This window comes from Pandoraea sp. PE-S2R-1, from assembly GCF_002179865.1.
Lineage (GTDB): Bacteria > Pseudomonadota > Gammaproteobacteria > Burkholderiales > Burkholderiaceae > Pandoraea.
Window position 1 is genome coordinate 886,414 of sequence record NZ_NGUR01000007.1, and the last position, 7,320, is coordinate 893,733.

8 protein-coding genes are annotated in these 7,320 nt (G+C 59.6%); all 8 read left to right on the forward strand.

The features are described from left to right. The 8 genes from CDV44_RS06580 to CDV44_RS06615 all read left to right on the forward strand — a co-directional run bounded on the left by CDV44_RS06580 (position 1) and on the right by CDV44_RS06615 (position 7,194). Positions 1–978, forward strand: coding sequence for a biotin-dependent carboxyltransferase family protein (locus CDV44_RS06580; RefSeq protein WP_249277428.1), 978 nt, complete (start codon positions 1–3; stop codon positions 976–978). Between the two features lie 49 nt (positions 979–1,027). Then, entirely contained in the window at positions 1,028–1,486 is a 459-nt protein-coding gene (accB, locus tag CDV44_RS06585) for an acetyl-CoA carboxylase biotin carboxyl carrier protein (RefSeq protein WP_249277417.1), read from the forward strand. Beyond that, positions 1,479–2,843: an acetyl-CoA carboxylase biotin carboxylase subunit gene (accC, locus tag CDV44_RS06590; protein WP_087687153.1), complete on the forward strand. Its 1,365-nt coding sequence runs from the start codon at positions 1,479–1,481 to the stop codon at positions 2,841–2,843. The genes accB and accC overlap by 8 nt, the downstream gene beginning before the upstream one ends. After that, complete coding sequence (locus CDV44_RS06595; RefSeq protein ID WP_087687158.1) at positions 2,840–3,253, forward strand: biotin/lipoyl-containing protein; 414 nt, start codon at positions 2,840–2,842, stop codon at positions 3,251–3,253. The genes accC and CDV44_RS06595 overlap by 4 nt, the downstream gene beginning before the upstream one ends. A 99-nt stretch (positions 3,254–3,352) precedes the next feature. Further along, positions 3,353–4,711: an MFS transporter gene (locus tag CDV44_RS06600; RefSeq protein ID WP_087687160.1), complete on the forward strand. Its 1,359-nt coding sequence runs from the start codon at positions 3,353–3,355 to the stop codon at positions 4,709–4,711. 8 nt (positions 4,712–4,719) lie between these two features. Beyond that, on the forward strand, positions 4,720–5,487 hold the full coding sequence (locus CDV44_RS06605; protein ID WP_087687162.1) for a LamB/YcsF family protein: 768 nt from the start codon (positions 4,720–4,722) through the stop codon (positions 5,485–5,487). Positions 5,488–5,507: 20 nt separating this feature from the next. Next, the gene (locus CDV44_RS06610) at positions 5,508–6,167 is read left to right on the forward strand and encodes a carbonic anhydrase (RefSeq protein WP_087687288.1); all 660 of its coding nucleotides are present in this window, start codon (positions 5,508–5,510) and stop codon (positions 6,165–6,167) included. 388 nt (positions 6,168–6,555) lie between these two features. Beyond that, positions 6,556–7,194 carry an RNA polymerase sigma factor gene (locus CDV44_RS06615; protein WP_170935867.1) on the forward strand — a complete coding sequence of 213 codons (639 nt, stop codon included), beginning with the start codon at positions 6,556–6,558 and terminating at the stop codon, positions 7,192–7,194. The last annotated feature ends 126 nt before the right edge of the window (positions 7,195–7,320 follow it).

Here is a 7,320-nt window from a genome sequence, read left to right on the forward strand (position 1 = left end):
ATGAGTAACGGCGCGTTGAATCTCGTCGTCGACAAGGGCCGTGAGGCCGCCGTGCCACTTGGCGTCAGCGTCGGTGGCGCGATGGATACGCTGGCGTTGGGTATTGCGAATCTGATGGTCGGTAACGCAGAGGACTGCGCGGGCATCGAAGTCGCCATCTATCCCTTCAAGCTCAAGTTCGAACAGGATCGTCTGGTCGCTGTAACGGGGGCTTTCACCAAAGCGTTGGTGGGGAACAAACGGCTTCCGCCGTATTGGAGCCAGTGGGTCCGCGCCGGCGAAGTGCTGACGATCGAGCCGCCCCAGTTCGGCGCCAGAAGTTATGTGGCTGTCGCAGGGGGGATCGACACGCCGCAGGTGCTGGGCTCACGGTCCACGGATATCCGCGCTGGCTTCGGTGGCGTCGACGGGCGAGGGCTCAAGCGGGGCGACAAGCTCGTGATCGGCGATGCTCAGGTGAGCGCGCGCCGCAAGCCGCAGCGTGCCGGTGGTTTTGGCGTTGCTCCCCGCGTGATTACCGATTACTTCGCGAGTCTGTCGAGCAACGTCATTGAGTTGCGTTGCGTGCCGGCGGCCGAGGTTGAGTTATTTCAGGCGTCTGCGCTGGATATTTTCACCAGCACTGAGTATGCGATTCAGCCGGAATCAAACCGTATGGGTTATCGGCTGCGCGGCCAAAGCCTCGAGTTGAAAGCGCCGGTGGAATTACTGTCCTACGGCGTTGTGCCCGGCACCGTTCAGGTGCCGCCATCGGGGCAGCCGATTATCCAGTTGGCAGACGGCAATACCTGCGGCGGATATCCAAAAATCGCGAATGTCATCGAGTCGGATCTGTGGCGTTTGGCGCAGGCCCGGGCGGGCGTTTGCCTGCGCTTCAAATTCTTGGCGTTGGACGATGCCGTGGCGGCGCTCTCGGAGCAAAGCCGGGTCATGAATCAACTGAAGAACAGCATTGAATTGATCTCGGTGCGCGTCTGAGGCGTCGTTCCACGATTGAGCGGCACCCGACTGAATCAAGGGAAATAACGTGTCCGAAACCAGCATGTCACGGCGGTTGGAAGAAGTTCAGAAGCTTGCTGAGGTCTTTAGCAAAACGCATCTGGTCGAAATGGAAATAGAGGCGGCGGACTTTTCGCTGAGGCTGAAGAAGAACGCGTTAGGTGCCGGGGCGACAGTCGCAGCCCCCACAGCAGCCGCCCCCGCAGCCGCCATCGTTCCTGCGGCCACCGACGCGTCGACAAGAACTGTAAAGAGCGGGATGAGCGGGACTTTCTTCCGGGCGTCGGCGCCGGGAGATGCGCCCTTCGTCAAGACCGGCGACAAGGTCGACGTTGGCCAGAAGCTCTGCCTGATCGAGGCGATGAAGATGCTCAACGAGGTCGACTGCGATTGGGCCGGCACCGTCAAAGAAATTCTTGCAGAAGACAGTGGTGTCGTCAGCGTTGGCACGCCGCTATTCGTCATCGAGGTGAACGGCAATGTTTGACACTGTGCTCATCGCGAATCGCGGCGAGATTGCGTTGCGCATTCAGCGGGCGGCCAAGCATCTCGGACTCAAGACCGTTGCGGTCTATTCAGAGGCCGACAAAGCGTTGCCGCACGTGACGATGGCTGACGAGGCGATTTGCATCGGCCCGGCCGCTGCGCAAGCGAGTTATCTGAATCCCAACGAGATTCTGATGGCCGCCAAGCTCACCGGCGCGCAGGCAATCCATCCCGGGTATGGCTTTCTGGCCGAGAACGCGGATTTTGCCGAAAGCATCGAAAAAAACGGACTGACGTTCATTGGTCCGACGTCCGGCGCCATTCGCTGCATGGGCGATAAGGTGCGCGCCAAGCAGGCCATGATGAAGGCCGGCGTCCCGTGTGTTCCCGGTTCGGAGGGCGAGTTGCCTGACGCTGCGGCCGAGATCATCGGCATCGGTGCGCAGGTGGGATACCCGCTCATCGTCAAGGCGGCGGGGGGCGGTGGCGGCAAAGGAATGCGGGTCGTGACGAATGAAGCCGATCTGGTCGAGGCGGTTGCCTTAACCAAACAAGAGGCGCAACGGTCGTTCAATAACGCCGCGGTCTACATGGAGCGCTTTCTGCAACACCCGCGTCACGTCGAAATTCAGGTGCTGGCGGATAACTACGGCAAAGCGATTTGGCTGGGCGCCCGAGACTGTTCTTTGCAGCGACGCCATCAAAAAGTGCTGGAGGAATCGCCTGCACCGAAGATTCACGAGCGAGCGATTGCCGCCATTGGTGAGCGCTGCGTCGAGGCCTGCCGCCAGATCGGCTATCGCGGTGCAGGCACGTTTGAATTTCTTTACGAAGACGGGGCGTTCTTCTTCATCGAGATGAACACCCGCGTTCAGGTCGAGCATCCGGTCACTGAGATGGTCACCGGGGTGGATATCGTGGCGGAGCAAATCCGGATTGCGATGGGCTTCCCGTTGTCGATCGACCAGAAGGATGTGGTCTTTGCCGGCCATGCCATCGAATGCCGGATCAACGCCGAGAACTCATGGAACTTCGTTCCTTCGCCGGGCACCGTGACAGCGTGGTTGCCGCCCGGCGGGCCCGGTATTCGCGTCGATTCGCATTTGTTCTCCGGCTATACGGTCCCGCCGAACTACGACTCTCTGGTTGCGAAGCTGATTGCTTATGGAAAAGACCGCGAGCAAGCCATTTCCCGTATGCGTCAGGCCTTGGATGAGATGGTGATTGACGGCATCGACACGAACATCGGCCTTCATAAGGAAGTTTTGGCGCTGGGAGACGTGGTCGACGGCGGCTTCAATATCCATTTCCTTGAAGAGTGGCTGGGCAGCCGCACCAAGCGAGGAGTGCAGCAATGAACGTTGATTTCGCCGTCGAATTAATGCGTTGGTTCTCGACTTCCAATCAGAGGGAACTCGATTACAAGGACCAGAGCATTCGTCTCGTACTGAAGAAGGACGCCGCGCCAGTCGTGAGCGTTCAGGCAACCCCGGCACCAACACCGGAGGGCGCAGCGCAGATGCCAGGCTTCACGGCGCAGGCGACGGGGCGCTTCGTGCACAGGCATCCGTTGGATAGCAACCCATCGGCGGTGACAGGGCGTCAGGTCGAGACCGGGGAAATCATCGGCTTTCTGCAAATCGGTGAGGTCCTGAGCGCGGTTGAAGCACCGTTTGCCGGGCAAATTTCAGAAATCAAAAAGCCGGATGGCGCGTTGACCGGATTTGGCGATGTGTTGATGTCCGTCGTCGTCAACAGGCCCCTGTAATTCCTGATGACCGGCGGCAGGCAGTAGACAGGCAATAAGGGGGGAGGGCGGTGGCTTTAAAAAGCGACCGCAGAGGCATATGGAGATGAAGGGAAAAGAATGGAAACGTCTACAGTAGGAACTCAAAAAGGACTGCCGGCGCAGCCAAGCACCGGCGCCGGCGCTGGCACCGTTACCGTTACCGGCGGCGAGAAGCTGTCGCCCTGGCGTGTATCGATCATCGCGTCCATGGGGTCGGCGGTCGAGTACTTCGACTTCGCGCTTTATGGCGTGCTGGCCGTGATGATGAGCGGTCACTTTTTCCCGACCACGGACGGACTGGATGCCTTGCTGGGAACGCTTGGCATCTTCGCCAGCGCGTTTTTCGTTCGACCGCTGGGGGGCGTCTTTTTTGGCTGGCTGGGTGACCGCTTCGGCCGCAAGAAAACGCTGCTGACAACGGTGTTGGGTATGGGGGCTGCCAGCGCATGCGTTGGTCTGCTGCCGACTTACGCCACTGCGGGTATCTGGGCACCGATTCTGCTGCTCGTGTGCCGTGTGATCCAAGGCTTCTTCGCGGGCGGTGAAGTCAGCGGTGCCGTCACCTATATTGCCGAAGTGGCACCGGCGAACCGCCGCGGTATGTTCGGCTCATTCAACCCGGCGGGCGTCGGTATCGGTACCGGCAGCGCAGCGTTGGTGGCCGGTATTGTCGGCCTCGTTCTCGGCGCCGACGACATGCGTGAGTGGGGCTGGCGTATTCCGTTCCTGCTTTGCTTCCCGCTGATTCTGCTGACTGTGTGGGCACGTCAGCATCTTGAAGAATCGCCGAAATTCAAGAGCGCCCAGAAAAGCCACGCGCCGGAGAAGGCGCCGCTTAGCGACGTCATCTCGAACCACGGGAAGTCGTTGTTCCGCGTCGTGGTCATCGCAACCGCGCAGAACGCCTGCGCCTACCTTGGTCTCGTGTATTTCAACATTCACCTGACCAAGGTGATGAATTACCCCAGCCAGATGGTGTATTGGCTCATGGCGGCCGGTCCCATTTTGTCCGCGCTCCTGATGCCATTCTTTGGGCGACTGTCCGATTCGGTAGGCCGCCGTCCCGTGCTGATTGCCGGGTATGTGGCATACGTTGTCATCACACCGCTGGCGCTTTGGATGACCTCGCAAGGGGATTTCAACCTGGCAATTGCTGCGGTGTTGCTCGAATTCTTTGCTTTCGCCATGGTTCAGGCCGTCGGTTATCCGTTGTACGGGGAGTTGTTCCCAACGCATGTGCGTTATACCGGCGTATCCGTAGGCTTTAACCTTGGGGCCATCTTGGGGGGCGCATCGACGCCCTACATTTCCACATGGCTGGTTCAGCAGACCGGCGACAAGACTTCGCCCGCCTATTTCGTCATGGCAACGGCAGTGTGCGCACTGATTGTGTTCTTTACCATGCGTGAGACGGCGCAAGATAACCTCGAAGATTAAGGTGCCCTATGAAGACTATCGACATCAATTCAGATATGGGTGAGGGCTTCGGGTCGTACACCATTGGTGATGACCTGGCGATGCTGTCCATTGCCTCGACTGCCAACATGGCGTGTGGCTTTCACGCCGGTGACCCCTTAATCATGGCGTCGCTGTGCGCTGCCGCGAAGGAACGAAACGTTGCCGTTGGTGCGCATCCCGGCTATCCCGATCTGGTCGGCTTTGGTCGTCGCCATATGGACATGAGCCCGAAAGAGCTTGAGGCGTATTTTGTCTACCAAATCGGGGCCGCCGATGCGATGGCCAGGGCGGCCGGGCATCGGCTGACCCACGTGAAAGCGCATGGTGCGATGGGGCATCTGGTGGCAGACGAGGAAGATGCGGCGGAGATTTTCATCAACGCAATTCGCAAGTTGAATCCGGAACTTATCCTTTCGACCATGGCAGCGACTACGTTGTGGCGAGTCGGCATGCAAAGCGACCTGCGTGTCATTTCCGAGATTTATGCGGATCGTGCTTACACCGACGACTTCAAGCTCAAGTCTCGGAAATTGCCCGGCGCCGTCATTCACGACCCCGAGCAATCGGCAAAGCATGTGCTTGCCATGGTGACCGAGGGTTGCATCATCGCGGAAAGCGGCAAGCGCCTGAAAGTGGCGATTGACACCGTGTGCGTTCATGGCGATAGCCCTAACGCCATCGGTATGGCCAGCGCGGTTCGCACGGCGTTGGAAGGCGTGGGCTACAAGATTGCACCGTACGCCAGCATCAACTAGCGCCTTAACAAATGAAGCAAATGCAAGACATCATCAGCGGGTTTCTGCGCTTTCAGAAAGAAGTATTCCCAGAGCGTCGGGACCTTTTCCGCCGGTTGGCAACAAAGCAATCCCCATCGACACTTTTTATCTCGTGTTCCGACTCCAGGATGGTTCCAGAGCTAGTCACTCAGCAGGAACCTGGTGACTTGTTTGTCATCCGAAATGCGGGAAATATTGTTCCGTCTTTTGGACCGGAGCCTGGTGGCGTCTCCGCTACGGTGGAGTACGCCGTCGCCCAGTTGAAGGTGACCGATATCGTCGTCTGTGGGCATTCTGATTGCGGCGCGATGACCGCAGTGGCCATGTGCGCTTGTCTGGACCATATGCCTGCGGTAGCGAATTGGCTTCGTTACACGGATGCGGCACGGATGATTAACGAGCACAAGGTGCATGCAAGCGCAAAAGCTCGCGTTGATTCGATGGTGCGAGAAAATGTCATCGCCCAGTTAAACAACCTGGAGACGCATCCTTCGGTCGCGTTGGCGCAGATTCAAGGACGTCTGGCCCTTCACGGCTGGGTCTATGACATCGAGTCCGGGAGGATCGACGCGCTCAACGCCAAAACTGGGACGTTTGTGCCGCTGGCAGAACATCCCGCAGCAAGGTTAGCAATGGAGACGCCGGCGTCGAAGGTGTGAGGACCGAAGTGATGTGAGGCAAGCGCGCCGATCCTCAACGTCGACGCTCGGCGAGTCGCCGATCAGGAAGCGCTGCCCCTGAAATTCGCGCCAACGACCGTCTGATAAGGCTGGGATGGGCCGTGCCTCGCGTCAGCGTCCACTTTCGCCCCATCGCCCGCAACCGGTCACCCCCTCGTTACAAAAAAAGTGTGCGGATTTACCCGTCGCCATTCGTCATGTCATTGAAGCCGTAGTCAATGGCAGAGCGAAACGTTCATCGGTATCGGGGGCACACAATGTTTGTGCAAGGCAAGCGGGGAGAAGGCGATCCACGGGAGAAGTTGCCGTGGAAATGAGTGCCGGGCATATATCAGGTCCGCTCGGGGCGGCCGGGGAGGTCGCGGAGGTGACAGCAGCGCCTCGCCACAACAACGAATCCGGACGGGAAAACCCCGCCGGTGCACAACTGCGCGAGTGCCTGACGTCGAACTACGACCGGCTGCTCAATCGTCTGTCGCGCCGACTCGGCTGCTCCGACGCGGCGAGCGACAGCCTGCACGAGGCCTGGGTGCGTTTGGGCAGTGCTACGCTGCCCGACGCGGTTCGCAGTGCCGAAACCTACGTTTACCGCATGGCCTACAACCTCGCCGTCGACCAGATGCGTGGGCGGCGCATGTGGGCCTCCGTCGCCGACGAGAACGATATCTTCGACGTGCTGCCCGATCGCGGGCCCGGCCCGGAAGCCGTGGCCGATGCCCGCTCCGAGCTGGCGGCGCTTGCCCGCGCACTCGAAGACATGACGGGTCACCACCGGCGTGTACTCATGGAGTTGCGCGTCGACGACCTCACCCGCGAAGAGGTGGCGGCACGCTACGGCCTGTCGTTGCGCAAGGTCGACACGCTCCTGCGCCAGACCCTCGACTACTGCGCCATGCGCACGGGCCGTACAGCGCACGGTGGCGTGCGCACTGAACGTCGCCCGGCACGGCGCGGCACGATGCCGTCTCGCGATCAAAGCCAGTCCATGTGCCCGGACGAGGCTTGATGTGCTGACCCAAGGGCGCTGTCGGAAAGACGTTTGCCGTCTCGAAAGTCTGTCGTTTGTCACTCAAAATTCACATTATTCAACGACAGTGCTGGCGAGACAGCGGTTCCACGCATGCTTAGAACT

Excerpts from the sequence above, each read along its gene's own strand:
- CDV44_RS06580 (WP_249277428.1), top strand. The coding sequence starts at position 1 with ATGAGTAACGGCGCGTTGAATCTCGTCGTCGACAAGGGCCGTGAGGCC.
- accC (WP_087687153.1), top strand. The coding sequence starts at position 1,479 with ATGTTTGACACTGTGCTCATCGCGAATCGCGGCGAGATTGCGTTGCGC.
- CDV44_RS06595 (WP_087687158.1), top strand. The coding sequence starts at position 2,840 with ATGAACGTTGATTTCGCCGTCGAATTAATGCGTTGGTTCTCGACTTCC.
- CDV44_RS06600 (WP_087687160.1), top strand. The coding sequence starts at position 3,353 with ATGGAAACGTCTACAGTAGGAACTCAAAAAGGACTGCCGGCGCAGCCA.
- CDV44_RS06605 (WP_087687162.1), top strand. The coding sequence starts at position 4,720 with ATGAAGACTATCGACATCAATTCAGATATGGGTGAGGGCTTCGGGTCG.
- CDV44_RS06610 (WP_087687288.1), top strand. The coding sequence starts at position 5,508 with ATGCAAGACATCATCAGCGGGTTTCTGCGCTTTCAGAAAGAAGTATTC.